This window comes from Sandarakinorhabdus sp., assembly GCF_987265915.1.
Window position 1 is genome coordinate 3,390,095 of the sequence record NZ_OZ503948.1, and the last position, 24,131, is coordinate 3,414,225.

The following is a 24,131-nucleotide window of genomic DNA, read 5'->3' on the forward strand; positions in this document are numbered from 1 at the left end:
TCGCCAAGCGCTATCACCGCCGTTATACGTAACTAATACACGCTGAATATCCGAAAGATCATGATGCTGACGAAACTGCGCGCATGGATCAAGCGCCACCCGCTCTGGTCGGCGATGATCGCGTTGGCGTTGCTGGCCACCACCTGGTTCAGCGTCCGGCCGACCCCACGTGCCTATGCATATGTCAGCGAAGCCGCCGATCGCGGCGATGTGCTGCGCAAGGTTTCGGCCAGCGGCAAGCTGCGCGCGCTGGGCACCATCAAGGTCGGCACCGAAGTGTCGGGCCAGATCACCAAAGTGTATGTCGATTTCAATTCGCCGGTGAAGGCAGGCCAGGTGCTGGCCGAAATCGATGTCACCCGCGTGCGCGCCCGCACCCAGCAATCCGAAGCCCAGGTCGCGCTGGCCCAGGCCGGGTTGCAGCAGACGCTGGCCAATCTCGCACGCGCCCGTCTGGAGCTGGAAATCCAGCAACGCGAATATGCGCGGCAACGCGAGCTGGCCGAACGCGGCTATGTATCGAAGGCCAATCTCGATCTTGCACAGACCAGGCTGAACACCGCCCGCAACGCCGTGGATGTCGCTGCCGCCCAGATCCAGAGCAGCAATGCCCAGATCAAGCAGGCAACGGCCGAGCTGTCATCGGCGCAGCTTGATCTGAAACGCACGGTGATCGTGGCGCCCGCCAGCGGCGTGATCATCAACAAGCTGGTCGAACCCGGCACCACCGTCGCCGCCAGTTTCCAGACGCCCAACTTGTTCGAAATCGCCGCCGACATCACCAGGATGCAGGTCGAGGCCTCGGTGGACGAAGCCGACATCGGCCAGATCGCCCCCGGCCAGAAGGTCGCCTTCACGGTGGACAGCTATCCCGATACGGTGTTTCGCGCCGTGGTGCGCCAGGTGCGCAAGGCGCCGGTCGAAACCCAGAATGTCGTCAGCTATCTGGTGATCATCGATGTCGACAATCTCGATGGCAAGTTGCTGCCCGGCATGACCGCCAATGTCGAAATCATCACCGGCACGAAAGCAGCGGTGCTGCGCGTGCCCACCACGGCATTGCGCTTCCGCCCCAAGGTGGCTGACCGCGGCGAACCAGCTTTGGCAGAGGCGAAAACCGCCAAGCCCAGCCCGACCGTGTGGATTGCCGGCGCCGATGCCTACAAGCCCGTTCGGCGCGTGGTGCAGATCGGTCTGCAAGGCGATGACCACACCGAAATCCTGTCGGGGCTCAAGGTTGGCGATAAGGTCCTGGTGCGTACCAAATCGCTGAAGCCCAAGGCCGAAACCGAAGACACGGACGACGATGACAGCGCCGCTGCTTGAAACCCATGATCTGGTGAAGGATTATGTGATCGGCGGTGAGCTGGTGCACGCGGTCAACCGTGTGTCCCTCACCATCCAGCGCGGCGAGTTCGTCGCGATCATGGGCGCCAGCGGATCGGGCAAATCCACCTTCATGAACCTGATCGGCTGCCTGGATGTGCCGACATCAGGCACGCTGAAGCTGGACGGGATCGACACGAAAAGCCTGGACAGCGATGCCCTGGCCGAAATCCGCAACCGCAAGATCGGCTTTGTGTTCCAGCAGTTCAATCTGCTCGCCCGCACCAGTGCGCTCGACAATGTCGCGCTGCCGCTGATCTATGCCGGCGTCGGCCATGCAGAGCGGCGGGCACGGGCGCAGGCCAAGCTGGAGGCCATGGGCCTCGCCAACCGGATGCAGAACACGCCGGCCAAATTGTCGGGCGGCCAGCAACAGCGCGTCGCCATTGCCCGCGCGCTCGTCACCAACCCGTTGATCCTGCTGGCCGATGAACCCACCGGCGCGCTGGATACCCAGACGTCGCTGGATATCATGGGCATCTTCCAGAAACTGAACGACGACGGCATCACGCTGGTCGTGGTCACGCACGAGCCGGACATCGCCGAATATGCCGCCCGCCGCATCCTGTTCCGCGACGGCCAAGTGATCGAGGATGCCGCCGTCTCGGGCCGCCGCCGGGCTCGCGCCCAATGAGCGCGCTGTTCAAGGCCATTGCCGGCGCGGGCGTGAATGTCGCCGAGGCGATCACCGCGCTGCGCACCAACTTGATGCGCTCCATCCTCACCACGCTGGGCGTGATGATCGGGGTGTTTTCGGTGATCCTGGCCGTGGCGGTGGGCAACGGCGCGCAGGTGTCCGTGAACCAGCAGATCGCCACATTGGGCTCCAACATGGCCATCGTGCTGCCCGAACCCGAACGCGAGGGCGGCCCGTCCCGCCTCGGCGACCGTGGCCGCCTCACCGAACGGGATGGCGAAGCCATCGCCCGCCAGATCCCCGGTGTCAGTGCCGTCGCCCCGCAACTTCGCAGCAGTGTGCAAATGGTGACGGGCGGGCGCAGCGCCACCACCCAGGCCACCGGCTCCAACGCCGATTATGCCCGCATTTCCAATCTCACCACATCCGATGGCCGCTTCCTCACGCAAAGCGATGTCGCTGCCGCCGCCCGCGTGGTGGTGATCGGCCAGACCGTGGCCAACAAATTGTTTCTTGATAACAATCCCATCGGCCAAAGCGTGCGCATCAACCGCGTGCCGTTCACCATCATCGGCCTGCTCGAAAGCAAGGGCAGCAGCCTGGGCAACGACAATGATGATCAGATCATCCTGCCGATCTCCACCTTGCGCCAGCGGCTGTCCACCACCGCGGCGCAAGGGCCGGACGATGTCACCCTGCTGTTCGTCGGCTTTGAAGACGAAGAATCGCTGGTGGCCGGCGACAAGGAGATCAAGACCCTGCTGCGCGCCCGTTATCAGGTGTCCAAGGGCAAGATCACGCCCTTCACGGTGCGCACCACCACCGAAATCGCCGAAACTTCGGGCCAAGTGACGCAGATTTTCCAGGCCGTGCTTGTTGCCATCGCCTCCATCTCGCTGCTGGTGGGTGGCATCGGCATCATGAACATCATGCTGGTCAGCGTGACCGAGCGCACGCGTGAAATCGGCCTGCGCATGGCGCTGGGCGGCAAGCGCCGCGATATCCGCAACCAGTTTCTTGTCGAAGCCGCCGTGCTCTGCATCATCGGCGGCGCCATCGGCCTGGGGCTGGCCATGACCGCCGCCGCCATCTTCCAGCAAGTCGCCGATTTCCCCGCCCCCATCGGCTGGCAAACCGCCCTGCTCGCCATCGCCTTCTCCGGCGTCATCGGCCTGGTCTTTGGCGGCTACCCCGCCATCCGCGCCTCCCGCCTGTCCCCGATCGAAGCGCTGCGCACCGAGTAAGACGGCGCTCCAAGAAAAATGGGCCGCGCCTCCGTTTGGAAGCGCGGCCCAGCTCTGGTGGGGCCAGAAGCGGTGTGGCTCAGCGGCGTCGTTCAGCGACGTCGTTCAGCGGCGTCGTTCAGTGGCGTCGTTCAGTGGCGTCGTTCAGCGACGCGCGGCCAGCTGCACGCCGGTGTCGAGCTGTGCGCGCGCCTGGGCGAATTTCTTGCCCGCTTCGAAGCTGCCGCCTTCGGCGCAGATCTTCTCGGCGAGGCGCACGGCCTTCAGGGCGCGGGCGGCAGCCTTGGGATCGGCGGTTTCGGCCTGGCTGCGCACCGCGGCGGCTTGCGCGGCACAATCGACGGGCGCCGCCTGGGCAGGTGCCGGGCTCAGCGCCAGGAAGGGCAGCAGGCCGGCCATGGCCAGGCCAACGAGGGTGATGCGGTCGAGGTTGAAGCTGGTGATCATGGTCCGGGGTCCTTCTTGTGATCGGGTTGCCGGCGGGGGGTGCCGGTTGGGGTTGCCGATGAACAAGTTTTAAGTCACACTCAGAGACAAGATAATCCGCATAATAATGGTCGCCCCATGAAGCAGGACTATATAATCCCCCGCAACCTCCTCGACGGCCTCGAAGCCTTCCTGCGCGTTGCCGAACGTCGATCCTTCCGCGCCGCCGCCGAGGATCTGGGCGTCTCCCCATCCGCCATCAGCCAGACCATCCGCCAGATGGAAGACCGGATCGGCGTGCCGCTGTTCATCCGCACCACACGCTCGGTCGGCCTGACCGAGGCGGGCCTGCGCTTCCACGCCCAGGCGGTGCCGGCCTGGGCCAGCCTGAATGCCGCCTGGGCCGATGCCGGCACGCTCGGCGCCCGCCCGTCAGGCCTGCTGCGGCTGAACATGCCGCGCGCCGTGGTGCGGCTGGTGATCGAGCCGATCCTGGCCGATTTCTGCAGCGCCTATCCCGAGGTCGATGTGGAAATCATCGCCGAAGATGCCATCGTCGATCTGGCGGCCAGCGGCCATGATGCCGGCATCCGCATCGGCGAGCTGCTGGAGGCGGACATGATCAGCGTGCGCCTCTCCACGCCGTTCCGTTACGTGATCGTCGCGACGCCCGCCTATTTCGAAACCCATGGCCGGCCGCAGACGCTGGCTGACCTGAAACACCATAATTGCATCCGCCAGCGCCTCAGCGGCAGTGGCGGCCTGTTCCCATGGCGGTTCAGCGACGGCAACCGCGGCGTCGAGGTCAATGTGAAGGGCCGCATCATCGTCAATGATTACAGCACAGTAGGCGCACTGGTCGAACGCGGGCTGGGCCTGGCGCAGATCAGTGGCCCGCTTGTGGAACAGCAGATCGCCGATGGCCGACTGGAGACCGTGCTCGATCATCTGGCGCCGACCAGCCCCGGCCTGTTCCTGCACTATCCCGGCCACGCCCAGGTGCTGCCCAAGCTGCGCGCTTTCATCGATTTTCTGAAGGCCGCCCTGGCCGACGGGCGGCTACCCCATCTGGCGCACTGAGCGGGCGGCTCCTATTTCCGCCGCGGCGGCGCCTCTGCCACTGACCCGCGCGATCGCCGCTCGCCGCGACGGTTGCCGCTGGTGGCAGACGAAAGCCGGCGCGGCAGTTTCTTGGGCGGCGGCGGGGGCGGCGGTTCCTCGTAATCCCCCAGCGCCAGATCAAAGCCCAGCATGGCAAAGCTTTCGGCCATGTGGCTGGGCATGTCGGCCTTGATGTCAAGCGTGCCGCCATCCGGCATGGCGATCACCAGCCGCCGGCTGTGCAGATGCAGCTTGCGGCTGATCCCGCCGGTCAGATAGCTTTCTTTGCCGCCATATTTGCCATCGCCGATCAACGGGTGGCTGATGGCGGCGGCATGCACGCGGATCTGGTGGGTGCGCCCCGTCAGCGGTTGAAACTCCACCCAGGCGGCGCGCGCCGCGGCCTTGTCCACCACCCGATAGCGCGTCTTGGCCTTCAGCCCGGTTTCGGGATCGACATGCATCTTCTCGCCACCGCTGCCGGGCTGCTTCGAAATCGCCGCATCGATGGTGCCGGAACGGATTTCCGGCACGCCGAGCGTCAGCGCCCAATAGGTCTTCTTCGCCTCGCGCCCGGCAAATTCCTTGCTGAAAAACGCCGCAGCGCGCGCGGTGCGGGCGAGCAGCAGCGCGCCCGACGTGTCCTTGTCCAACCGGTGCACCAGACGCGGGCGGGCGGCAGCATCAAATTGCAACGCATCCAGCATGGCATCGACACTGGTCGAAATGCCGGTGCCACCCTGCGTGGCGAGGCCGGGCGGCTTGTTGATCACGATGGCATGGGCATCCATGTGGATCACCATCGACCGCATGTAATCGATCTGATCAGGGTGCAGCGGCGGGCGGACCTTCTCCACCGGGCGGGGTGTCGCCGGTTCGGGCAGCACATCTGGCCAGGCGAGCGCTTGCCCGGCGCTGACACGGTCCCCCGGCCCGACCTTGGCGCCATCCAGCCGCACCGCGCCGGTTTTCGACCAACGCGACACGATGTTGAACGTCACTTCGGCGTTGTGGCGTTGGAACCAGCGATCGAGGCGGATGCCGTCGTCATCCTCGGCAATGATGGCATTGGGCATCAGAAAGCTTTCATCAGGCGGGGCTCCGCATCAGCCACACACCGGCCAGCACGGCGAGCACACTGCCCGCGGTGCTGGAGATGGCATAGGCTGCCGCAAGCGCGATTTCGGCGCGAATGATCATGTTGTAAACTTCCAGGCTGAACGCCGAAAAGGTGGTGAAGCCGCCGAGCACGCCGACCCCGAGCAGCAGGCGCAAGCCCTCCACCCCGTCATCCATCCGCGCCAGCCAGCCGGCGAGCAGGCCCATCAACAGGCCGCCCAATATGTTCACAGCCAGCGTGCCGGACGGAAAACCGGGGCCGGTCAGCCCGATCACCCAGCGGCCCACACCATAGCGTAGCACCGAACCCAGCGCGCCGCCCAATGCCACCAGCAACATTTGGGAAAAGGTGGCCGCGCCGTTCATGCCCACCCCATAGGCCAATGCGCAAACCTTGCCAATCACGCCGCCGCGCCCCACCATGCCCGCCAGACACCGGGGGGAAACAAGCATGACCAGCCAGCCACAGATCGCCCATTTCGTCGCGCAGACCCGCCAGATGACGGCCATGGTCGATTGGTATGCCAAGGTCTTCGGCGCCCGCCCGGTGCACGCCAATCCGGCGATGACCTTCATGACCTTCGATGACGAGCATCACCGCTTCGCCTTCCTCAATCTGGACATCATTGCGCCCGGCGGGCCTGGCATCCGCGGCGACATCGGCGTCAACCACATCGCCTGGACGCTGCCCAGCGCCGCCGCCCTGCTCACCCGCTATCGCGATCTGAAGGCCGCTGACATCCTGCCCGTCTGGCCCGTCCACCACGGACTGACCCTGTCGCTCTATTATGCCGATCCCGATGGCAACCAGACCGAATTCCAGGTCGAGGCCTTGCCCCCCGGTGAAGCGGCCACCTTCATCACCGGGCCGCAATTCGCCGCCAACCCCATCGGCGTCGCCTTCGATCCCGAAGACCTGCTCGCCCGCTTCGAGGCCGGCGCGACAGAGGCCGAACTCCTGACCCAACCCGACGGCCCGGCGACCTTCCCGCCAGCGATGCATTGAGGGGGCTGCCCCCTAAACGACCCCGAACGTCCAGCCTTCGGTCGCGGCGATCGCCGGCGTCAGCGCCGGCGGCTGCCACCAGTGCGGTTGATGCGCGATGGCGCGCAAGCCGGCCGCCGTGACGATGGCATCGCCGATATGATCAGGAAAGATGGCCGGAAAGCCGCCCGGCATGGGCCGGCTGCCATGGCGGGCGAGCGCCAGATCGAGGCTCTCCCCATCGCGCAACTTGCCGCGAAAGCCGGCCAGCCGCGCGAAGGCCTGCGCATAGATTTCCAGGATGACCGGGCCGGCGGCGGGCAGCGGATCAAACGGCCACACCGGCCAAGCGAGCCGATGCAGCAAGCGCATCGCGGTCAGCGTCGCCTTGCCGACCTGGGACGCACCCAAGAGCACGAAATTCGATGTCGGCACGCCCAGCCCGCTGGCCTTGTAGACCTGTTCCGTCAGCCGCAGATGCGCGCGCAGCTGGCGCGGGCCGTCAGCCGCACCCAGCCAGAAGGATTCGCGGCGATGCGCGATATAGCCATGGGCGCCCAGATCCACCTCGCCGGCGCACACCGCCTCGATCTCGGCCCACAGATCGCGGGCCGGCTGGTCAAATGGCGGCACCGCGGCAAAACCGAAGCCGGCATCCATGCCCACGAGCACATCGCCCGTCAGACCGCCCAGCCAATCGAGCGCTGCACTGCGCGACCACACGCCACCCGGCGGCACAACCAGCTCGGGCGGCCCATCACCGGCCGCACATACAGCAATCTGGATCGATGGATGCCGTGCTCCTTTCGCGCCCGACCAGTCGATACCGACAAAGCGGGTGAACCTCACCGAAACTCCACGATCGGTTCGCCTTTGGCGAGTGCCTGCACGATCGCATCGATGCTGCCGACCAGGCGAGCGACCAGCGTTGCCGTTGAACAATTTCCCAACCGCACCCACACCAGCGGCACCGGCCGCCGCGCTTGCCCAACCAACTGCACGAAATCGGCATCCTTGCTGATGATGGCCATGGCATTGGCTGCAGCATGATCGATCAGCGCCGTATCGGGAGCGTTTCCGGGCAGGATGTCCGTCACGTGGACAGCATCATGGCCGAGCGCTCGCAAGTGCACAGCCAAGGCCGGCGGCAGCTGCGCATCAATCAGGAACTTCATTCAGCCGCGATAACCAGCGGATGGTCTGCCAACTCGGCAGCATAGGCGAGGCACGCCATCACGTCTTCGCGTGACAGATAGGGAAACGCCGCAACCAGATCATCAACACTGTCGCCCGCAGCCAGATACGCCAGCACATCACGCACCGGCATCCGCGTACCGGCCACGCAGGGCTTGCCGCCGAGCAGGTCGGAACGGGACTCAATGCGGTTCACGGCGGACATGGGCACCAATATAGCCCCTGCCCGCCCAAGCGCCAAGCTGTGAAGACGCGCGCCATCCCTGCCCAACAAGCTCACAACCCGCGCGCCTTGCGCTGCGCCGCTGAAGCGCGGCCAGCCCAGGCCCGCTCGACCAGCACCGCAATCCGTTCGGGATCGGCGGCGGCATGGCGCACCAGGACCGCCGGCCAGCCAACATAATGCGGTGTCTGGTAAAAACAGTCGGGATCGCTGGCAATCAGCATGTCGATCTCGTCCAGCGTCGCGCGCAATACGAAGTGATCATCTTCCTTGCCGGCACAGACGAACATCTTGCCGCGCACCAGAACGGCATCGCGGCCATAGCTGGTGCCGCGTGTGGCGCCCGGCAGCGCCAGGCCAATGTCCATCACCTCTTCCGCCGTCATGTCTGGCCCCGCTTCTCGGCCCGCCGCAGATCTTCACGTCGTCTGGCCCATTCGGCCAGCCGTTCGGCGATGCGCGCTTCGGCGCCGCGTGGGCTTGGCACGTACAGCGTCTGCCCGGCCATGCCATCGGGCCAATAATCCTGGCCCGAAAAGCCATCGGGCGCATCGTGATCATAGGCATAGCCCTTGCCATAGCCCAGTTCCTTCATCAGCCGCGTCGGCGCATTCAGGATATGCGCAGGCGGGGTGAGCGAACCGGTGTCGGCAGCCAGTTTCATCGCGGCTTTCTGGGCGACATAAGCAGCGTTGGATTTGGGTGCGGTGGCCAGATAGAGGCAGGCGTGGACGATCGCCAGTTCGCCCTCTGGCGAGCCCAGGAAATCAAACGCATCCTTCGCATCCAGGCACACGCGCAGCGCGTTGGAATCGGCGAGACCCACATCCTCGCTGGCAAAGCGCACCAGCCGGCGCAGCAGATAGAGCGGCTCTTCACCGGCCACCAGCATGCGCGCCAGCCAATAGAGCGCGGCATCGGGATCAGAACCGCGCAGGCTTTTGTGCAGCGCCGAGATCAGCCCGTAATGGCCTTCGCGATCCTTGTCGTACACCGGCATGCGGCGGTGCAGGAAGGCCGCCAGTTCGGTCGGCGCCATCGGTTCAGGCGCAGCAATCGCAAACAGGCTTTCGGCCTGGCCGAGCAGGAAGCGCCCATCGCCATCGGCCGAGGCGATCAGTGCAGCGCGGGCTTCGTCCGTCACCGGCAACGCGCGGCCGGCATGGGCTTCGGCGCGGGCCAGCAGATCGGCCAGCGCCGCTTCATCCAGCCGCCGCACGATCAGCACGCGGGCGCGGGACAGGATGGCGGCGTTCAATTCAAAGCTGGGGTTTTCTGTTGTCGCGCCGACCAGCGTGATGGTGCCATCCTCCATTGGGCCCAGGAAACCATCCTGCTGGGCGCGGTTGAAGCGATGGATTTCGTCCACGAACAGCAAGGTGCGCGCCGGCGCAGCACGGGCCTCGGCAAACAGTTTCTTCAGATCGGCCACCCCGGCAAAAACCGCCGAAATCGCCACAAAGCGCATGCCCACCACATCGGCCAGCAGGCGCGCGATCGTCGTCTTGCCCGTCCCCGGCGGCCCCCACAGGATCAGGCTGGACAAGCTGCCGCCCGCCACCATGCGGGTGATGGCGCCATCCGGGCCGGTCAGATGCGGCTGGCCGACGACCGCAGCCAGGGTCGCCGGGCGCAGCTGCTCGGCGAGCGGAGCCGTGCCCGCGGTGGTGGTCTCGGTGCTGCCGAACAAATCCATGGCTGCGCTTGTCTCGCCAACACTGCTGGAGCGCAAGGATTCTGGGCGCAAGCCTTCAGCTCTTGTACCAGGCCTCGACCGTGCCGGTCAGCTTCAGGGTGAGCGGATTGCCCTTGCGATCAAGGCTTTTGCCGGCAGCGACGCGGATCCAGCCTTCGGAGACGCAATATTCTTCGACGTTGGTGCGCTCCGCACCGTTGAAGCGGATACCGACGCCGCGGCGCAGCAGATCCCAATCATGATATTCGCTGCGCGGATTGACCGAGAGGCGATCCGGTGGCGTATCGGTGGGCGCGGGTGCGGTGTCCGGGGTTTCCGGGGTTTCTGGCTGATCAGTCATGGCGCGCTCTTAAGCGCGCACGCTGCAGTCGGCAAGAAAAACGGCCCTGCGCCGCCAGCCAAAAACAAAAGGGGCCGCCGGCGTTTGCCAGCGGCCCCCTCATGGTTCCGGTGAAACGGCTCAGCCTTCGGCCGGCTCTTCGTCCACCACGATCGTGCCGGGTTCGGCGTTCGGATCATAGGCTTCGGTGAAGCCGGCTTCCTCACGCTCGGCGGTGGCATTGATATCCACCCCGGCCGCCTGCAACTCGGCTTCTTCGGCCGAGCGGGCGATGTTGACCTTGACCATCACCATCACTTCCGGGTGCAGCGCGACCTTCACGTCGTGCACGCCCAGGTTCTTGATCGGCTTGTCGAGCACGATCTGGGCCTTGGTCACCTTGTGGCCGCCGCTGGTCAGCGCTTCGGCGAGATCGCGGGCGGCGACCGAACCGTAAAGCTGGCCCGTGGCCGACGCTGCGCGGATCATCACCACGCTGGCGCCTTCGATGTCCTTCGATTCGGACCGGGCGATGTCACGCCGCTTGGCGTTGTCAGCCTCGATGCGGGCGCGGTCGTTTTCAAAGCGCTTCTTGTTGGCTTCGGTGGCGCGCAGCGCCTTGCCGCGCGGCAACAGGAAGTTGCGTGCAAAGCCCGGCTTCACATTGACGACATCGCCAATGGTCCCCAGCTTTTCAACGCGTTCGAGCAGAATCACATGCATGGCAGCTGCTCCTTACTTCACGAGATAGGGCAGCAGGCCCAGATGGCGGGCGCGCTTGATGGCCTTGGCCAGCTCGCGCTGCTTCTTGCCCGACACCGCGGTGATGCGGGCCGGCACGATCTTGCCACGTTCAGAGACAAAGCCCTGCAGCAAGCGCACATCCTTGTAATCGATGGCAGGCGCATTCGGACCCGCGAACGGGCACGACTTGCGGCGACGGAAGAACGGACGTCCCATCTACATTCTCCCCTTAATACGCTGCGCGCGGTTCGCGGCGCGGGCGTTCGCCGCCCCGATCACCACGGTCGCCACGATCACCACGATCGCCTCTGGGACCATCACGGTCGCCGCGCGGACGGTCTTCACGACCACCTTCACGGCCGCCTTCGCGCTCACCGCCACGGCGGGTCATCGCCGACGGTTCGGTGGGCAGCGCATCGATGCGGATGGTCATCGAACGCACGACATCTTCGTTGAGGCCAACCTGGCGCTCCATTTCGGCCACGGCAGCCGGCGGGGCATCGATGGTCAGCATCACATAATGCGCCTTGCGGTTCTTGGCGATGCGATAGGCCAAGGTGCGCAGGCCCCAATATTCGGTGCCGGCGACACTGCCCTTGTTGTCGGTCAAAACCTTCGTAAAGCCTTCCGTCAGCGCTTCGACCTGAGCTGTGGTCAGGTCCTGTCGCGCGAGGAAGACATGCTCGTAAAACGGCATGCATCTCTCCTGTACCGATCGCTGACGCCGCCCCATGCGAACGCCCCTCCGGCTTGCTTCTTCACCGCGCGAGGTCATGCCCGGCCCGGTGAAGCGGGGCGTATGACGGAAGGAACGGGGGAAGGCAAGCGATTCCGCCCCACCAGCAACGGGGGCATCTTGCAGATGATGCACGCCCTAACCCAGAGCCCCGGCCCGCGCCGCAACCCAATCCCGAACGGCGAACATGAAATCGCTGTGAGTCAAACGTGCCAGCGGGTCTAGCCGGCGGGCCGCCAGCAATTCGCCAACCTCAATCTGAAACAACTGATGATCGCCCTGCATGGCATCCACCCCCGGCAATGGCGCGGCAGTGCGCGGGCGATGTTCGGAAAGCCAGTTCCTGACCGCACGGATGGCCTCATCCGGATCGTTGGCGTGTGTTTCGATATCTTGCCCACTGATATCGGAAAGTGAGGCATCATAACGATGAGCTTGCGAATCAAGGATCAGTGCTCGCTTGCGGCGTTGACGGCCAATGCCGAACAGCCGGGCACCCATATGCACGCCAAGCTCCATCGGCATGTTGAAGCGCGGCACGCCATTGGCCGCCAGCTCCACGCGCGAAAGATCGTGAATGCACCAGTCGCATTCGCCAATCATGCGCGCGACTTTGCTCATCCGAATTTCTGCGCCATCCGTTGCATCCAGAGCGCAGCGGGGGTGGAAGCCGGACAGGATGATGGTGAACACAATTGCCCGCAAGATCGGACGGAAATCATCATCGAACGGGCAATTGATGAAGACCGACTTCGACGCAGCAGGTCTACGCGCCGGCGGGCTGGCCATCGGATTGGTTCGATTTCAGTTTCAAGGCGTCGCGCAGGGCGCGGGCCACGGCCGAACGCTTGCCATTGATCGGATCGATCTTGATGCCACGATACATCACGGCGGGCTCTGCAGACGTCGATGCCCTATCACGGCTGGGAGCTGAAGTCTGCGTTGCCATCTCGAACACCATATATGCTGGTGCCGACCAGATCAAACAGATTGGCCTGTCTGCTCCGCCGGCAATCGTTCCTGCACCACCCGGATCAACGCCGGCAAATCCGGGATGCCCACAAAATCCGCCGCGCTCACCAGTTGGCTGAGCACGCCGTCCTCCTCAACCGCCACCAGCGGCAGCGGCCACTCCGCCGCCGCTGGAAACGCCTGCCGGAAATCCGGCCGGTGGTGAAACACCAGCTCCATGCCCAGCCCATCCAGAAACACCCGCCAGTCGCGCTTCATCGAGGTGAGGCCATAGGTGACGGCGCATAGCTGGCAGGGGTAGGTGGACGGCGACACGATCTTGTGCACGCTGTCCATCACCCCTGCCGCAAGGCCGGCATTGGCGTTGTAGACGATGACGAGTCGCTTCACCCGGCCGCCGTCAGCGCTTGCCGGCCGCGCTTCACCATCAGCTTGTTGAGCGCGTTCACATAGGCGCGCGCGCTCGCCACCAGCGTGTCGGTGTGTGCACCCGTGCCGCGCACGGTGCGGCCATGTTCGGCGAGCACCACGCTGACTTCGGCCTGGGCGTCGGTACCGGCCGTCACCGCATGCACCTGATACAAATTCAGCGCGGCATCCTCATGCGGCACCAGCTTGCGGATCGCGTTGAACAGCGCATCGACTGGGCCATTGCCGCGGGTGGCCGCCGTGGCTTCCACCCCATCCACCGACAGCGTCAGCACGGCGCGCTGGGGGCCATTGCTGCCGCAATACACCTCCACTTCCAGCACCTGGATGCGGTCGTGGCCGCGCAGCACTTCATCATCGACGAGCGCGACGATATCTTCGTCGAACACCTGCTTCTTGGCGTCGGCCAGATCCTTGAAGCGCTTGAAGGCATCGCCGAATTCATTGTCGGACAGATCATAGCCCATTTCGGCCAGCTTCGATCGGAACGCGGCGCGCCCCGAATGCTTGCCGAGCACCAGCGACGTGGCGCCCTGCCCCACCGAATCCGGCGTCATGATCTCATAGGTTGAGCTGTCCTTCAGCATGCCATCCTGGTGGATGCCGCTTTCGTGCGCGAAGGCATTGGCGCCCACCACCGCCTTGTTGGCCTGCACCTGCATGCCGGTCACGCCACTGACCAGTCGGCTGGCGCGGGTGATTTCGGTGCTGACGATGCGCGTTTGATACGGCATCACATCCTGGCGCACCTTCAATGCCATGGCGATTTCCTCCACCGCGGCATTGCCGGCGCGTTCGCCGATGCCATTTACGGTCGCTTCGCATTGGCGCGCGCCGGCCATGATCGCCGCCAGCGTGTTGGCCACGGCGAGCCCCAGATCATTGTGGCAATGGGTGGAAAAAATCGCCTGATCGGCATTGGGCACGCGGGTGATGACATCACGGAACATCGCGCCATAGGTTTCCGGCGTGGCGTAACCGACCGTGTCGGGCAGGTTGATCGTCGTCGCGCCATATTTGATCGCGGTTTCCACCGCCCGGCACAGATAGTCCGGATCGGATCGCGTCGCATCTTCGGCTGACCATTCGACATCGCCGCACAGGTTGCGGGCGAGTGAAACCGACATGCGGATCGCCTCGATCACCTCATCCGGCGATTTGTTCAATTTCACCCGCATGTGCAGCGGCGAGGTGGCAATGAAGGTGTGGATGCGCGGACGCCGCGCGTCTTTCAGGGCGGCCCAGGCGCGCTCGATATCGGCGGACGCGGCGCGGGCCAGGCTGGCGACGATGGCGGTATCGCACAGGCGCGCCACCGCCTGCACGGCTTCGAAATCGCCTTCGGAGGCAATGGCAAAGCCAGCCTCGATGATATCGACGCCCAGCGCTTCGAGCTGGGCGGCGACCTTCAATTTCTCTTCCAGATTCATCGAGCAGCCGGGCGATTGTTCGCCGTCGCGCAAGGTGGTGTCGAAAATGCGGATATGGTTGGTCATTGGTCTGGCCTTGTCGATCTATGCTGATTTTCGTGGGCGGTTCATCCCCTCAAGGCGCATGGCCGAGGGACGCAGCCCAACAGCCCGATCACGCCCGAGGGCGGATAAGTCGCAGACGCAGCAGAGCGGACGTGAAATCCATGACACCTGCATAACCCCAAGTGCCGGCACAGCGCAAGATGCCCGCTTGCTTCGCGCCGATTTTGGCGGCTTGTTGGGAACATGGCCGATATCTTCACCAGCATCGACATCAGCTCAGCGGTGCAACAGGCGCTGGCCCCGGTGTTTCTGCTCACCGCGATCGGCGGGATGCTGAACGTGATGGTGCACCGGCTGTCACGGGTGGTGGACCGCGCCCGCCATCTCGAAAGCCAGATCGCCGGTTACCCGGCCGAACGCCGCCGCCTCGCCATGGGTGATCTGGCCGTGCTGGCCAAGCGCATGTCGGCGGCCAACTGGGCCATCGCGCTGTGCACCATGGCGGCGCTGCTGGTATGCATCGTGGTGGCGCTGCTGTTTCTGGAACAATTGCTGGGCGGGCGGCTCCAACAGGTGATCGCCTGGCTGTTCGTGGCCGCCACGCTGTTGCTCACCGGCGGGTTGTCGCTGTTCCTGTGGGAGGTGCAACTGGCGCTGCGCAGCGTGCGGGTGCGCGCGGCGGAGATCTTGGTGGAGCGGCGCTGACAAGAACGGCCGGCGGCGAAGCCGCCGTGTCCGTTTGTCCTGATCATGAAGAAGAGGAAAAGAGGAGAACGCGGCGGAGCCGCGCCGTCGGACGACACACGAAAAGGGCGGCCTGTGGGGGCCGCCCTTTTTGGTCGCCGGCCGATCTTGCCGGAGTCGGCGCGCGGCGCGCGCGCTCGCCCGGCTGCGATCAGTTTTTAGCCTTATCCACCAGCTGGTTCTTCGCAATCCACGGCATCATCGCCCGCAGCTTGGCACCCGTCTCTTCGATCTGGTGCGCCGCCGCGGCCTTGCGCGACGCCTTCAGCTCCGGCTGGCCAGCGCGGTTGTCGAGGATGAAGTTCTTCACGAAGCGCCCACCCTGGATATCGGCGAGCACGCGCTTCATCTCGGCCTTGGTTTCGGGCGTGATGATCCGGGGCCCGGTGGTGATGTCGCCATATTCGGCGGTGTTGCTGATCGAATAGCGCATGTTGGCGATGCCGCCTTCATACATCAGATCGACGATCAATTTCACTTCGTGCAGGCACTCGAAATAGGCCATTTCCGGCGCATAGCCAGCCTCGACCAGCGTTTCGAAGCCAGCCTGGATCAGATGGGTGAGGCCACCGCACAGCACGGCCTGCTCGCCGAACAGATCGGTTTCGCACTCTTCGCGGAAGGTGGTTTCGATCACGCCGGAACGGCCGCCGCCAACGGCAGAGGCATAGGACAGCGCAATGTCGTGCGCATTGCCGCTGGTATCCTGATGGATGGCGATCAGGCAGGGCACGCCGCCGCCCTTCTGATATTCGCCGCGCACCGTGTGGCCGGGGCCCTTGGGGGCGATCATGAACACGTCGATATCGGCGCGTGGCTCGATCAGGCCGAAATGCACGTTGAGGCCGTGCGCAAACGCCAGCGCGGCGCCGGGCTTCATGTTGGCAGCCAGATCGTCGGCGTAGATGGCCGCCTGATGCTCATCGGGGGCCAGCACCATGATCACATCGGCCCAGGCCGCGGCTTCGGCGTTGCTGAGCACCTTGAAACCAGCGCCTTGCGCCTTCTTCGCCGTCGCCGAACCGGGCCGCAGCGCGACGGCAACATCCGCCACACCTGAATCGCGCAGATTCTGCGCATGGGCATGGCCCTGGCTGCCATAGCCGACGATGGCGACCTTCTTGGCCTTGATCAGGCCGATATCGGCATCGGCATCATAATAAACGCGCATGATCGTTCACTTCCTTCTTGGCTCCCCTCCCGCTTGCGGGAGGGGCTGGGGGTGGGTTTCACCGCCCTGACAACATATTGGGGTCGCGGGACGAATGCCCACCCCCAACCCCTCCCGCAAGCGGGAGGGGAGTTAACTTCACGCCGCCTCCGCGCCGCGCGCGATGGCCACGACCCCGGTGCGCGCGACCTCCACCAGGCCGACCTCGCGCATCAGGGCGATGAACTGGTTGACCTTCTCGGTCGATCCCGAAACTTCGAACACGAAGCTGTTGGTGCTGGTGTCCACCGGGCGCGCCCGGAAGATATCGGCCAGGCGCAGCGCTTCCACGCGCTTGTCGCCGGTGCCGGCCACCTTGACCAGCGCCATCTCGCGCTCGACATGCGGGCCCAGCGCGGTCAGATCGAGCACGCGGTGCACCGGCACCAGGCGGTCCAATTGCGCCATGATCTGTTCGATCACAGGCGGCGGCCCGCTGGTGACCACGGTGATGCGGCTGACCAGATGATCATCCGACACATCGGCGACGGTCAGGCTTTCGATATTATAGCCACGCGCCGAGAACAGCCCGACGATGCGGGCCAGCACGCCGGCTTCGTTATCGACCAGGATCGACAGCGTGTGCCGTTCGGAGGGGAGGTGTTTCATGGCTTACACCAGCGCCTTCGCATCATCATCCGCCGGCCCGACCTCATCGGCCGCGCTCAGGATCATGTCGGTATGCGCCGCGCCCGACGGGATCATCGGGAAGCAGTTGGCCAGTTTCGACACGCGGCAATCCACCACCACCGGGCCGGGATGATCGAGCATCGCCTGGATGCCGGCATCGAGATTGCCGGGGCCGTCGATGACGACACCCTTCCAGCCGTACGCCTCAGCCAGCTTCACGAAATCCGGCAGGCTGTCGGAATAGCTTTCGCTATACCGGCTGCCGTGGTTCAGTTCCTGCCACTGGCGCACCATGCCCATATATTCATTGTTGATGATGAAGATCTTCACCGGCAGGCGATATTGCGTCGCCGTGCCGAGTTCCTGAATGTTCATCTGGATGCTGGCTTCGCCGGCGATATCGATCACCAGCGCGCCCGGGAACGCCAGTTGCGCGCCGATGGCGGCTGGCAGGCCATAGCCCATGGTGCCCAGCCCGCCGCTGGTCAGCCACTTGTTCGGCTCGTGAAAACCGAAATGCTGCGCCGCCCACATCTGGTGCTGGCCCACTTCCGTCGAGATGATCGGCTTCTTGGCCTTGGTCATCTCGTACAGCCGCTGGATGGCCTTTTGCGGCAGCAGCGACTCGCCTTTCTGTTCAAACCCGAAGCTGTTGCGCCCGCGCCAGCCCTGAATCTGCGCCCACCACGGCGCCAGATCAGCGGGGCGATGACCGCGCGCCCGCCAGACCTTCAGCATATCCTCCAGCACGGAACCGACATCGCCCTGAATGGTCAGATCGACCCGAACCGTCTTGTTGAAACTGGAGCGATCGATATCGACATGGATTTTCCGGCTGCCGGGCGAGAAGGCATCCAGCCGCCCGGTGACGCGATCATCGAAGCGCGCGCCCAGGCAGACCATCAGATCACAGCGGTTCATCGCCATATTGGCTTCGTAAGACCCGTGCATGCCCAGCATGCCGAGGAATTGCGGATGATCGGCCGGCAACGTGCCCAGCCCCATCAACGTGCTCGTCACTGGCGCACCGCTCGCCTTGGCCAGTTCGCGCAGCAGCTGGCTCGCCACCGGGCCGCTGTTGATGATGCCGCCGCCGGTATAAAGGATCGGGCGCTCGGCCGCGGCCAGCATGTCCACCGCGGCTTCGATGGCGGCCAGATCGCCCTTCACCTGCGGCTTGTAGGTCTTGTGGGTAATCGTGCCGGGCTTGGTGTAGCGCGCCTTGAAAATCTGCACATCCTTGGGGATGTCGATCACCACCGGGCCGGGCCGGCCGGAGCGCGCGATATAGAACGCCTCGTGCAGCACCGGGCCGAGCCTGGCCGTGTCCTTCACCAGATAGTTGTGCTTGGAACAGTGGCGCGTGATGCCGACCGTGTCGCATTCCTGAAACGCGTCCGTGCCGATCAGATGCGTCGGCACCTGGCCGGTGATCACCACCAGCGGCACCGAATCCATCAGCGCATCGGTGATGCCGGTCACGGCATTGGTGGCGCCGGGGCCGGAGGTGACCAGCACCACGCCGACCTTGCCGCTGCTGCGCGCATAGCCTTCGGCGGCATGCACGGCCGCCTGTTCATGGCGCACAAGAATGTGGCGGATGCGATTCTGCTGGAACAGCGCATCGTAAATCGGCAGCACGGCGCCGCCCGGATAACCGAACACCACCTCGACGCCGAGATCGATCAGCGCCTGCACAACGATTTCGGCGCCGGCAATCTCCAGGCCCATGATCAACTTTCCAGAATGACATATCCGCAATTCGGCGGACGGCTGCTGTTAAGAGAAGCAAAATGCCGCGTCAACCCCAAACTGCGTAATTTTCATGCGCAAAATGCCGGTATTGGAACAATATTTGGCAAGTTTGCTGTCTACAATCCGCTGCTCACAAAACAAAACCCCCGCCGCAGTGCGACGGGGGCCTGCAGTATCAGCCCCGGCGAACCGGGGATGGCGTTCAGGATCAGGCGGCCACGACGCGCGTGCGGCGGCGGCGCATTCCGAAGCCGACCATGCCAAAGCCGAACACCAGCATGGCCCAGGTGGCCGGTTCCGGCAGGGCAGAGATGTTAGTTTGCGGAACGAACACGCTGGCCGCATCTGTCGTGCGGATCCCATAGACGCGATCGACAACGATATCCTTGGCCGGGTTGCCGTTCGAATTATATACCAGGCTGGTGGTGTACCAACCAGCCTTGGAAATGTTGGCAACAGCCGACTGGTGCACCCAGGTCCGGGCCGTGGACGCGGCGGTGATGTTTGTGGTGGTCACTGGCGTGTTCAGGATGGTCACGGCCAGGCTGGCATTGTTGCGGTTTCTGATGCCATTCTGTGTCAGAAAACTGCTGAAGCCGACGCGATAATTGCCCACCGTCAGGTAGGTCAGCTGCGACAGGGTCTCGTTGTTCGCCACATCGCTGACGAAATAGCCGGCTTTGCTTCCAACTGCATCCGGGCTTTTCGAAATCGAGTTGTCTGCAAACACGTTCTCATTGAAGGCACCGCCCGCTGCATAAGAGGCGGTATTGTTATAGCCGATCACGATGCTGGCAAAGCTCGCCGGGCGGTTCGTCAGCGTCCAATTCGGCAGCACGGGGGGCGCGCCGAATTGCGAGCCGCCGATGGTGCTGGTTTCAAAGCTGCCGTTCTTGATGACATTGGTGACGGCCAGGGCCGGCGTTGCGGCGACCAGCGCCGCGGCGATGGAAAGAGCGATTTGGATGCGCATTTTTGGTTCCCTTGCAAAACTTTTGCAGCCGCCCCGGCTGCACATTTGGTTTACAAGCAATTAACGTGCCAGTTTCAGGGTTTGTTTATTTCCAAATAGTTATTTAATGGTTAACGCACAACGGAACGCGCAGGTGTAAAGCCAGCCGACACTTTTGATGCCTGTTTGACGGAACACCGGTCCGCAGCGAGCGCGCAGATGCCGGCCGGTGCGCCAGCAGCGGCCGCTGCGCAGGCGCAGATCGGGTGTGGAAAGCCTGTGTTATCGCTCCGCCACGCGATTGAGCCAGAGCCGAACCCGGATCTGGCCGAGAACGATAGCGCACACGTTGAACCGCCCCTCCAGGCCAGGCGGTAAAGGCAATTTGCTGGCTTCGCGGCGCAGGTCAGGGAATGTTTTCACAATTGCAGGCGGGAACACCCTTTTCCGCCGCGTCGGCGCCTATTTTCCCGTCTCGTGCAAGCAGCAGCGGGATGCTTCAGCCTGAAGGCGATCGAGCCCTGCCCGATCCCGGATCAGGAAACGACTTGCTGCAAGCCGCTGCGACGACGGGCAAGGGCCAGGCCCATGATGGCAAGGCCGACGATGGCCGCGACCGCGGGTTGGGGGAGTGAGTCATCCGTGCTGCGCTGCGCGGCAATGACGCTGCGATCACAGGCAGGTGAATCGAGATAGCAGGGCGGAGGAGCATTGCCGGTGGCCTGCAACATCACCGCGGCCGCAGCCGGAACCGGAGACATGACCAAGACCAACACGGACAAAAACATCACTCGCATTGCTGCGCTCCCCAAAATTGCTGCACTGCACATAAGCACAAGATGTTTCGGTCACATTACAAACCCTTGCCGCCTATGGGGAATTTGCCCCATTGCGGCGAGTTGATTGATCCATGCGGTCAATTCATTTGTGCATTGCGTCAGTGCGGCAGCTACGCAGCCAGACGGGCACCGGTTGCAGCCCGGCGACGCATGAAGGCGCCGATCAGGCCGAATCCGGCAATCATCATCGCCCAGCTGCCCGGTTCGGGCACGGCCCCTGGCAGAAAGTCGCTGGCGCCGGCATAGGTGCCGAGGTGAACCTGCCCGCTCTGCGTGAAGCTCTTCGCCACGATCGAGCCTTCCAGATCGACACCGGTGCTGATCAGATTGGCCAGCGGCGCCAGGATCGAGCCATGCTTCATCGATCCGCCGATGGTCAGGCTGGTCGCCTCGTAGAAATTCCAGATCAGGAAGGGATTGAGGCTGGCATTATAACCGCCGACGCTGTTGCCGCGCCAATTGATGCTGGTGCCCGACACGTTGATGATGATCGGCATCGGCCCGCCGCTCTGGGTGAAGGCGATCTCGTTGCTGTTCAGCAGGCTGCCGGAAATATCGAGCAGCGCAAAGCCATTGCCGCCATTGACCGCCGAGAAGATCGGCCCCTGCCCGCCCATGGTGACACCGCTGGGATTGCTGGCCAGGGTGAGATTGCGCAAGGCCTGCGACAGCGCGCCAAGATCGGTCGTGAGCTTTGCCGCCTCGGCCGCCGTGGCCAGCGAGGTGCTTGCTGCGTTCCAGCCGGCGCCAAGATTGCGGTTGAAGACAGCGCCATTGGCATTGCCGTTGATACTGCCACCGGCATTGACCGTCTGGCTGGCATTGGAACCGTTCATCGAAGCGCTGATGTTGCCGCCGGCGTTGACCACCAGCCCATTGGCGAGGTTCAGGCTGCTGCCGCCGGTGATGTTGCCGCCTACGTCAACACCGCTGGCGGTGCCATTGACCGATCCGACAGCGTAGTTGCCGCCCACCAGCACACCATGATTGGTCGCCACCGGGCCATTGTTGCCGTTGGGGCCGTTGTTCAGATTGATGTTGGCGTTCAGATTGCCGCCCACCGTCAGCGTGCGCCGCGACGAGGGCGCCGCGCCTTGCGCGCTGCGGCCCGCGCCGAAGCTGCTGGAACCGTTCAGATCGCCCGCGATGAACGACTTGCCTTCCACCTGGCTGGACGTGCTCATGGTGCCGAGCACGATCAGGTTGAGTTCCCGCATCGCCTGCAAGCCATCGCGCGCTGGCGTCGACAGCGGGGGGGAAAGCGGCGGGGAGAGCGGCGCCACGGCCGCTGCCGGCGCGCTCGCCATAACTGCCATCACCGCGGCCGGCAGCGCCATGCCCGCCCAACGTCCTTTACCCAACATCCTGTCAATCCCTGGCTGATTTCCTGTGCCAGAGTCGTTTACATATTCTTAACGGAAATTAAATACTAATTTTTGGTTAATGACGGAATTTACAGTCTTCAAATTATGGCACTATCTCCAGACTGGATGGCGTCCCACCGGCGAAACATGAACGACGGGCCTTCGCAAAATCCGGCACGGCCTATGCCAATATCACCCGCTGCCACCCCGGCACCTGACCGCGCGCCCAGGTGGATTGCCGCTTCTGATACTGGCGGGTGGCAAACAGCGCCTGTGCCATCGCCTGCTCCAGACTCAGCGCCCCGGCCAGGTGTGCCGCCAGTTGCGGCACTGCCAGCGCTTTCATCACCGGCGCCTCGGCCGGCAGACCCAGCGCCAGCAGCGCCGCCACCTCCGCCAGCGCACCTGCTGCCAGCATCCCTGCAAGCCGCGCTTCGGCCCGCGCATGCAGATCGGCCCGCGGCCGCTCCACCACCAGGCCCTGCACTGCCGCCTCGCCAATCCCGCCTGCCCGCTGCTGCTGCCAATCGCCCAATGTGCGGCCGCTGCTGCGCACCACTTCCAGCGCGCGGCAAATACGTTGCCGATCGGCCGGCATCAGCCGCGCGGCGCTGGCCGGGTCTTCCTGCATCAGCGCCGCGCGCGCCGCATCGGTGGGCAAGGCCCGCACCGCGGCACGCACCCCGACATCAATGTCCGGCACCGGTGCCAGCCCATGCACAAGCGCCGCCAGATACAGGCCGGTGCCGCCCACCACGATGGGGTGCAGGCTTTGGCGCTGCGCCGCCGCAATTTCGGCCTTCGCCAACGCTGCCCAGCGCGCCGCCGTGCACACATCATCGCCGGCCAGCCCGCCATAAAGCCGGTGCGGCACACGGGCTTCGTCGGCCGCGGTAGGCCGCGCCGATATCACCGCCAGGCAATCATAGAGTTGGCTGGCATCGGCATTGATGATCACGCCATGCACGCGCGTCGCCAGCGCCAGCGCCAGCGCAGACTTGCCCCCTGCGGTCGGCCCTGTAAGAACCGTGACCCTGTTCAGGTCGAGGTCAATGTCGGAAGCGCTCATCATCACCCTGGTTGCCGAAGGCCGCTTGTCGCCCGGCGACGCGTCGGCGGCAAGCGATGTGGTGGCCAATACCGGCGCCGGCATCCTGGCGCAAAGCTGGCTGGAGGCCGGTGACGCCTTCGACATCATGGCGCGTGGGCAAGCTGCCGACATCCGCGCCGCGCTGGAATCGGCGCTGCCCACGGTGGATGTGATCGTGCAGCCTGCGGCCAGCCCGCGCCGCAAGACGCTGATCGTGGCCGACATGGATTCGACCATGATCCAATGTGAGTGCATCGATGAGCTGGCCGATTATGCCGGCGTGAAAGCGCAAGTTGCCGCCGTCACCGAAGCGGCGATGCGCGGTGAGCTGGATTTTGCCGGCGCACTGCATGCCCGCGTCGCCCTGCTGAAGGGGCTGCCGGTCGCAACGCTCGATCAATGCCTGGCTGAACGTGTGCGCCTGACGCCCGGCGCGCGCACGCTGGTGCAGACCATGGTGGCCAACGGCGCGCGATCGCTGCTGGTCTCTGGCGGCTTCATGCACTTTGCCGTGCCGGTGGCGCGCCAGATCGGCTTTGCGCGGGTGGTGGCCAACCGGCTGGATGTCGGTGGCGACATGCTGGCCGGCACCGTGGCCGATCCGATCATCGATGCCGCCGCCAAACGCACCCTGCTGGAAGCCGATGGCACCACGCTGAGCGCCGCGCTGGTGGTGGGCGATGGCGCCAACGACATCCCGATGATCACGGCGGCGGCCACTGCCGGCGGGCTTGGCATCGCCTATCGCGCCAAGCCGAAGACGGCGGCTGCGGCCCAGGCCCATGTACGCAGCGGCGACCTGACCGTGCTGCTGCGCGCGCAAGGCTATCGCCGCGCCGATTGGGTGACGTGATTGTCATG

Annotated in this window: 29 protein-coding genes; 8 read left to right on the forward strand and 21 right to left on the reverse strand. The window is 64.5% G+C overall.

Going from position 1 to position 24,131, the window contains the following annotated elements:
* The first annotated feature begins 60 nt into the window (after nucleotides 1-60).
* Genes AC6UUM_RS16110 through AC6UUM_RS16120 form a run of 3 tightly spaced genes read left to right on the forward strand, consistent with a single transcriptional unit; the run spans nucleotide 61 to nucleotide 3,267 of the window.
* The gene (locus AC6UUM_RS16110) at nucleotides 61-1,326 is read left to right on the forward strand and encodes an efflux RND transporter periplasmic adaptor subunit (RefSeq protein WP_500803256.1); all 1,266 of its coding nucleotides are present in this window, start codon (nucleotides 61-63) and stop codon (nucleotides 1,324-1,326) included.
* The gene (locus AC6UUM_RS16115) at nucleotides 1,307-2,020 is read left to right on the forward strand and encodes an ABC transporter ATP-binding protein (RefSeq protein ID WP_500803257.1); all 714 of its coding nucleotides are present in this window, start codon (nucleotides 1,307-1,309) and stop codon (nucleotides 2,018-2,020) included. Before AC6UUM_RS16110 ends, AC6UUM_RS16115 begins: the two co-directional genes overlap by 20 nt.
* The gene (locus AC6UUM_RS16120) at nucleotides 2,017-3,267 is read left to right on the forward strand and encodes an ABC transporter permease (RefSeq protein ID WP_500803258.1); all 1,251 of its coding nucleotides are present in this window, start codon (nucleotides 2,017-2,019) and stop codon (nucleotides 3,265-3,267) included. Before AC6UUM_RS16115 ends, AC6UUM_RS16120 begins: the two co-directional genes overlap by 4 nt.
* A 144-nt stretch (nucleotides 3,268-3,411) precedes the next feature.
* Here AC6UUM_RS16120 and AC6UUM_RS16125 read toward each other — a convergent pair whose 3' ends face one another.
* Nucleotides 3,412-3,714, reverse strand: a complete 303-nt coding sequence (locus AC6UUM_RS16125; RefSeq protein WP_500803259.1) for a hypothetical protein — start codon at nucleotides 3,712-3,714, stop codon at nucleotides 3,412-3,414.
* Nucleotides 3,715-3,831: 117 nt separating this feature from the next.
* Between AC6UUM_RS16125 and AC6UUM_RS16130 the strand changes: the two genes are divergently transcribed.
* Nucleotides 3,832-4,773 carry a LysR family transcriptional regulator gene (locus tag AC6UUM_RS16130; protein WP_500803260.1) on the forward strand — a complete coding sequence of 314 codons (942 nt, stop codon included), beginning with the start codon at nucleotides 3,832-3,834 and terminating at the stop codon, nucleotides 4,771-4,773.
* Between the two features lie 11 nt (nucleotides 4,774-4,784).
* On the opposite strand, the gene AC6UUM_RS16135 is transcribed toward AC6UUM_RS16130, so the two are convergent.
* Nucleotides 4,785-5,870, reverse strand: coding sequence for an RluA family pseudouridine synthase (locus tag AC6UUM_RS16135; protein WP_500803261.1), 1,086 nt, complete (start codon nucleotides 5,868-5,870; stop codon nucleotides 4,785-4,787).
* 13 nt (nucleotides 5,871-5,883) lie between these two features.
* Nucleotides 5,884-6,279, reverse strand: a complete 396-nt coding sequence (gene crcB / locus AC6UUM_RS16140; RefSeq protein ID WP_500803262.1) for a fluoride efflux transporter CrcB — start codon at nucleotides 6,277-6,279, stop codon at nucleotides 5,884-5,886.
* A gap of 85 nt (nucleotides 6,280-6,364) precedes the next feature.
* Between crcB and AC6UUM_RS16145 the strand changes: the two genes are divergently transcribed.
* Nucleotides 6,365-6,919, forward strand: a complete 555-nt coding sequence (locus AC6UUM_RS16145; protein ID WP_500803263.1) for a VOC family protein — start codon at nucleotides 6,365-6,367, stop codon at nucleotides 6,917-6,919.
* 12 nt (nucleotides 6,920-6,931) lie between these two features.
* On the opposite strand, the gene AC6UUM_RS16150 is transcribed toward AC6UUM_RS16145, so the two are convergent.
* From AC6UUM_RS16150 to AC6UUM_RS16205, 12 genes are all read right to left on the reverse strand, one after another.
* On the reverse strand, nucleotides 6,932-7,747 hold the full coding sequence (locus tag AC6UUM_RS16150) for a hypothetical protein (protein WP_500803264.1): 816 nt from the start codon (nucleotides 7,745-7,747) through the stop codon (nucleotides 6,932-6,934).
* A complete protein-coding gene (locus tag AC6UUM_RS16155) occupies nucleotides 7,744-8,073 on the reverse strand; it encodes a DUF5615 family PIN-like protein (RefSeq protein ID WP_500803265.1) in 330 nt (109 codons plus the stop codon). The genes AC6UUM_RS16150 and AC6UUM_RS16155 overlap by 4 nt, the downstream gene beginning before the upstream one ends.
* The gene (locus tag AC6UUM_RS16160) at nucleotides 8,070-8,297 is read right to left on the reverse strand and encodes a DUF433 domain-containing protein (RefSeq protein WP_500803266.1); all 228 of its coding nucleotides are present in this window, start codon (nucleotides 8,295-8,297) and stop codon (nucleotides 8,070-8,072) included. The genes AC6UUM_RS16155 and AC6UUM_RS16160 overlap by 4 nt, the downstream gene beginning before the upstream one ends.
* Nucleotides 8,298-8,368: 71 nt before the next feature.
* Nucleotides 8,369-8,701 (reverse strand): MmcQ/YjbR family DNA-binding protein, encoded by a 333-nt coding sequence (locus tag AC6UUM_RS16165; RefSeq protein ID WP_500803267.1) that lies wholly within the window; start codon nucleotides 8,699-8,701, stop codon nucleotides 8,369-8,371.
* Nucleotides 8,698-10,011, reverse strand: a complete 1,314-nt coding sequence (locus AC6UUM_RS16170) for a replication-associated recombination protein A (protein WP_500803268.1) — start codon at nucleotides 10,009-10,011, stop codon at nucleotides 8,698-8,700. Before AC6UUM_RS16170 ends, AC6UUM_RS16165 begins: the two co-directional genes overlap by 4 nt.
* A gap of 55 nt (nucleotides 10,012-10,066) precedes the next feature.
* Entirely contained in the window at nucleotides 10,067-10,351 is a 285-nt protein-coding gene (locus tag AC6UUM_RS16175; RefSeq protein WP_500803269.1) for a DUF3297 family protein, read from the reverse strand.
* Between the two features lie 120 nt (nucleotides 10,352-10,471).
* Nucleotides 10,472-11,053 (reverse strand): 50S ribosomal protein L9, encoded by a 582-nt coding sequence (gene rplI / locus AC6UUM_RS16180; protein WP_500803270.1) that lies wholly within the window; start codon nucleotides 11,051-11,053, stop codon nucleotides 10,472-10,474.
* Between the two features lie 12 nt (nucleotides 11,054-11,065).
* Nucleotides 11,066-11,290, reverse strand: a complete 225-nt coding sequence (rpsR, locus tag AC6UUM_RS16185) for a 30S ribosomal protein S18 (RefSeq protein ID WP_353200558.1) — start codon at nucleotides 11,288-11,290, stop codon at nucleotides 11,066-11,068.
* Nucleotides 11,291-11,303: 13 nt separating this feature from the next.
* Nucleotides 11,304-11,771 carry a 30S ribosomal protein S6 gene (gene rpsF, locus AC6UUM_RS16190; protein ID WP_500803271.1) on the reverse strand — a complete coding sequence of 156 codons (468 nt, stop codon included), beginning with the start codon at nucleotides 11,769-11,771 and terminating at the stop codon, nucleotides 11,304-11,306.
* A gap of 177 nt (nucleotides 11,772-11,948) precedes the next feature.
* Entirely contained in the window at nucleotides 11,949-12,599 is a 651-nt protein-coding gene (locus AC6UUM_RS16195) for a hypothetical protein (RefSeq protein WP_500803272.1), read from the reverse strand.
* Between the two features lie 192 nt (nucleotides 12,600-12,791).
* Nucleotides 12,792-13,172, reverse strand: a complete 381-nt coding sequence (locus AC6UUM_RS16200; protein WP_500803273.1) for a hypothetical protein — start codon at nucleotides 13,170-13,172, stop codon at nucleotides 12,792-12,794.
* Entirely contained in the window at nucleotides 13,169-14,707 is a 1,539-nt protein-coding gene (locus tag AC6UUM_RS16205; protein ID WP_500803274.1) for a 2-isopropylmalate synthase, read from the reverse strand. Before AC6UUM_RS16205 ends, AC6UUM_RS16200 begins: the two co-directional genes overlap by 4 nt.
* 222 nt (nucleotides 14,708-14,929) lie before the next feature.
* Here AC6UUM_RS16205 and AC6UUM_RS16210 point away from each other — a divergent pair, with 222 nt between their 5' ends.
* Nucleotides 14,930-15,391, forward strand: coding sequence for a DUF2721 domain-containing protein (locus tag AC6UUM_RS16210; protein WP_500803275.1), 462 nt, complete (start codon nucleotides 14,930-14,932; stop codon nucleotides 15,389-15,391).
* Between the two features lie 190 nt (nucleotides 15,392-15,581).
* On the opposite strand, the gene ilvC is transcribed toward AC6UUM_RS16210, so the two are convergent.
* The 4 genes from ilvC to AC6UUM_RS16230 all read right to left on the reverse strand — a co-directional run bounded on the left by ilvC (nucleotide 15,582) and on the right by AC6UUM_RS16230 (nucleotide 19,998).
* The gene (gene ilvC, locus AC6UUM_RS16215; RefSeq protein WP_500803276.1) at nucleotides 15,582-16,601 is read right to left on the reverse strand and encodes a ketol-acid reductoisomerase; all 1,020 of its coding nucleotides are present in this window, start codon (nucleotides 16,599-16,601) and stop codon (nucleotides 15,582-15,584) included.
* Nucleotides 16,602-16,739: 138 nt separating this feature from the next.
* Entirely contained in the window at nucleotides 16,740-17,249 is a 510-nt protein-coding gene (gene ilvN, locus AC6UUM_RS16220; protein ID WP_500803277.1) for an acetolactate synthase small subunit, read from the reverse strand.
* A gap of 3 nt (nucleotides 17,250-17,252) precedes the next feature.
* Nucleotides 17,253-19,001, reverse strand: coding sequence for an acetolactate synthase 3 large subunit (locus AC6UUM_RS16225; RefSeq protein WP_500803278.1), 1,749 nt, complete (start codon nucleotides 18,999-19,001; stop codon nucleotides 17,253-17,255).
* Nucleotides 19,002-19,233: 232 nt separating this feature from the next.
* Entirely contained in the window at nucleotides 19,234-19,998 is a 765-nt protein-coding gene (locus tag AC6UUM_RS16230) for a PEPxxWA-CTERM sorting domain-containing protein (protein ID WP_500803279.1), read from the reverse strand.
* A gap of 473 nt (nucleotides 19,999-20,471) precedes the next feature.
* On the opposite strand from AC6UUM_RS16230, the gene AC6UUM_RS16235 reads away from it, so the two are divergent.
* Nucleotides 20,472-20,612: a hypothetical protein gene (locus tag AC6UUM_RS16235; RefSeq protein ID WP_500803280.1), complete on the forward strand. Its 141-nt coding sequence runs from the start codon at nucleotides 20,472-20,474 to the stop codon at nucleotides 20,610-20,612.
* A gap of 314 nt (nucleotides 20,613-20,926) precedes the next feature.
* On the opposite strand, the gene AC6UUM_RS16240 is transcribed toward AC6UUM_RS16235, so the two are convergent.
* Together AC6UUM_RS16240 and miaA are read right to left on the reverse strand one after the other, a co-directional pair.
* Complete coding sequence (locus tag AC6UUM_RS16240) at nucleotides 20,927-22,153, reverse strand: collagen-binding domain-containing protein (RefSeq protein ID WP_500803281.1); 1,227 nt, start codon at nucleotides 22,151-22,153, stop codon at nucleotides 20,927-20,929.
* A 208-nt stretch (nucleotides 22,154-22,361) separates the two neighbouring features.
* The gene (gene miaA / locus AC6UUM_RS16245) at nucleotides 22,362-23,252 is read right to left on the reverse strand and encodes a tRNA (adenosine(37)-N6)-dimethylallyltransferase MiaA (protein ID WP_500803282.1); all 891 of its coding nucleotides are present in this window, start codon (nucleotides 23,250-23,252) and stop codon (nucleotides 22,362-22,364) included.
* Here miaA and serB point away from each other — a divergent pair.
* Nucleotides 23,233-24,123, forward strand: coding sequence for a phosphoserine phosphatase SerB (serB, locus tag AC6UUM_RS16250; protein ID WP_500803283.1), 891 nt, complete (start codon nucleotides 23,233-23,235; stop codon nucleotides 24,121-24,123). The genes miaA and serB overlap by 20 nt on opposite strands.
* Nucleotides 24,124-24,131: the final 8 nt, after the last annotated feature.

Excerpts from the sequence above, each read along its gene's own strand:
- AC6UUM_RS16115 (WP_500803257.1), top strand. The coding sequence starts at position 1,307 with ATGACAGCGCCGCTGCTTGAAACCCATGATCTGGTGAAGGATTATGTG.
- AC6UUM_RS16235 (WP_500803280.1), top strand. The coding sequence starts at position 20,472 with ATGCTTCAGCCTGAAGGCGATCGAGCCCTGCCCGATCCCGGATCAGGA.
- AC6UUM_RS16210 (WP_500803275.1), top strand. The coding sequence starts at position 14,930 with ATGGCCGATATCTTCACCAGCATCGACATCAGCTCAGCGGTGCAACAG.
- AC6UUM_RS16125 (WP_500803259.1), bottom strand. The coding sequence starts at position 3,714 with ATGATCACCAGCTTCAACCTCGACCGCATCACCCTCGTTGGCCTGGCC.
- AC6UUM_RS16160 (WP_500803266.1), bottom strand. The coding sequence starts at position 8,297 with ATGTCCGCCGTGAACCGCATTGAGTCCCGTTCCGACCTGCTCGGCGGC.
- rpsR (WP_353200558.1), bottom strand. The coding sequence starts at position 11,290 with ATGGGACGTCCGTTCTTCCGTCGCCGCAAGTCGTGCCCGTTCGCGGGT.
- AC6UUM_RS16110 (WP_500803256.1), top strand. The coding sequence starts at position 61 with ATGATGCTGACGAAACTGCGCGCATGGATCAAGCGCCACCCGCTCTGG.
- AC6UUM_RS16155 (WP_500803265.1), bottom strand. The coding sequence starts at position 8,073 with ATGAAGTTCCTGATTGATGCGCAGCTGCCGCCGGCCTTGGCTGTGCAC.
- crcB (WP_500803262.1), bottom strand. The coding sequence starts at position 6,279 with ATGAACGGCGCGGCCACCTTTTCCCAAATGTTGCTGGTGGCATTGGGC.
- AC6UUM_RS16165 (WP_500803267.1), bottom strand. The coding sequence starts at position 8,701 with ATGACGGCGGAAGAGGTGATGGACATTGGCCTGGCGCTGCCGGGCGCC.
- rpsF (WP_500803271.1), bottom strand. The coding sequence starts at position 11,771 with ATGCCGTTTTACGAGCATGTCTTCCTCGCGCGACAGGACCTGACCACA.
- ilvC (WP_500803276.1), bottom strand. The coding sequence starts at position 16,601 with ATGCGCGTTTATTATGATGCCGATGCCGATATCGGCCTGATCAAGGCC.
- AC6UUM_RS16175 (WP_500803269.1), bottom strand. The coding sequence starts at position 10,351 with ATGACTGATCAGCCAGAAACCCCGGAAACCCCGGACACCGCACCCGCG.
- AC6UUM_RS16240 (WP_500803281.1), bottom strand. The coding sequence starts at position 22,153 with ATGGCGCTGCCGGCCGCGGTGATGGCAGTTATGGCGAGCGCGCCGGCA.
- serB (WP_500803283.1), top strand. The coding sequence starts at position 23,233 with ATGTCGGAAGCGCTCATCATCACCCTGGTTGCCGAAGGCCGCTTGTCG.
- AC6UUM_RS16230 (WP_500803279.1), bottom strand. The coding sequence starts at position 19,998 with ATGCGCATCCAAATCGCTCTTTCCATCGCCGCGGCGCTGGTCGCCGCA.
- rplI (WP_500803270.1), bottom strand. The coding sequence starts at position 11,053 with ATGCATGTGATTCTGCTCGAACGCGTTGAAAAGCTGGGGACCATTGGC.
- miaA (WP_500803282.1), bottom strand. The coding sequence starts at position 23,252 with ATGATGAGCGCTTCCGACATTGACCTCGACCTGAACAGGGTCACGGTT.
- AC6UUM_RS16225 (WP_500803278.1), bottom strand. The coding sequence starts at position 19,001 with ATGGGCCTGGAGATTGCCGGCGCCGAAATCGTTGTGCAGGCGCTGATC.
- AC6UUM_RS16145 (WP_500803263.1), top strand. The coding sequence starts at position 6,365 with ATGACCAGCCAGCCACAGATCGCCCATTTCGTCGCGCAGACCCGCCAG.
- AC6UUM_RS16135 (WP_500803261.1), bottom strand. The coding sequence starts at position 5,870 with ATGCCCAATGCCATCATTGCCGAGGATGACGACGGCATCCGCCTCGAT.
- AC6UUM_RS16170 (WP_500803268.1), bottom strand. The coding sequence starts at position 10,011 with ATGGATTTGTTCGGCAGCACCGAGACCACCACCGCGGGCACGGCTCCG.
- AC6UUM_RS16130 (WP_500803260.1), top strand. The coding sequence starts at position 3,832 with ATGAAGCAGGACTATATAATCCCCCGCAACCTCCTCGACGGCCTCGAA.
- AC6UUM_RS16120 (WP_500803258.1), top strand. The coding sequence starts at position 2,017 with ATGAGCGCGCTGTTCAAGGCCATTGCCGGCGCGGGCGTGAATGTCGCC.
- AC6UUM_RS16195 (WP_500803272.1), bottom strand. The coding sequence starts at position 12,599 with ATGGCCAGCCCGCCGGCGCGTAGACCTGCTGCGTCGAAGTCGGTCTTC.
- ilvN (WP_500803277.1), bottom strand. The coding sequence starts at position 17,249 with ATGAAACACCTCCCCTCCGAACGGCACACGCTGTCGATCCTGGTCGAT.
- AC6UUM_RS16205 (WP_500803274.1), bottom strand. The coding sequence starts at position 14,707 with ATGACCAACCATATCCGCATTTTCGACACCACCTTGCGCGACGGCGAA.